Origin of the sequence: Bradyrhizobium sp. NBAIM08 (assembly GCF_020193935.1) — a bacterium.
In the GTDB taxonomy this organism is placed as follows: domain Bacteria; phylum Pseudomonadota; class Alphaproteobacteria; order Rhizobiales; family Xanthobacteraceae; genus Bradyrhizobium; species Bradyrhizobium yuanmingense.
Genome location: NZ_JADYVR010000258.1, coordinates 1 through 458, shown reverse-complemented (window position 1 = coordinate 458; position 458 = coordinate 1). Strand labels below are relative to the sequence as shown.

The 458-nt window shown below is 57.9% G+C and carries 1 protein-coding gene; it reads left to right on the top strand.

Features of this window, described 5'->3' with window-relative positions; translation table 11 throughout:
- A partial coding sequence (locus tag I6F37_RS39380; RefSeq protein WP_225154284.1) for a hypothetical protein occupies positions 1-458 on the top strand: 458 nt, incomplete at both ends.

The following is a 458-nucleotide window of genomic DNA, read 5'->3' as shown; positions in this document are numbered from 1 at the left end:
GGCGCGGGCATCACACCTAGCTTTTCTACACTTCCCGCGCCGCTCATGATTGCTCGTGTGACCCACGGAGGGGAGGCATTCTTTTCATTTGACGCAATGGATGCATCCACCGCCGCGCCTGCTTCGTTCATCTCCGTTGCCCAGGGCATTGGGGCACACAGCGGATCGGGGATCGTCAGCCTACTGGGCTACCACAGAAAGATCTACATAGAGGTGGAGGCCGACGGACCGTGGACAATCGAGGTGATACCCGCAATCGCCCAGGAGCGCACAGAGCAGCTTGAGTTCAGCGGTGAGGGCGATATCGTTACCTCGGCCTTCTTGCTGAAAGAGGGCCGCGTCGATGTCACGTTTGCAAACGAGGCGAAGGACTCCATCCTTGTTCACATGTATCCGGTCGAGGGCGACGGCTACTTTTCAGCGGAAACCGTTGTAAACGACGTTGGCCCCTATAATGG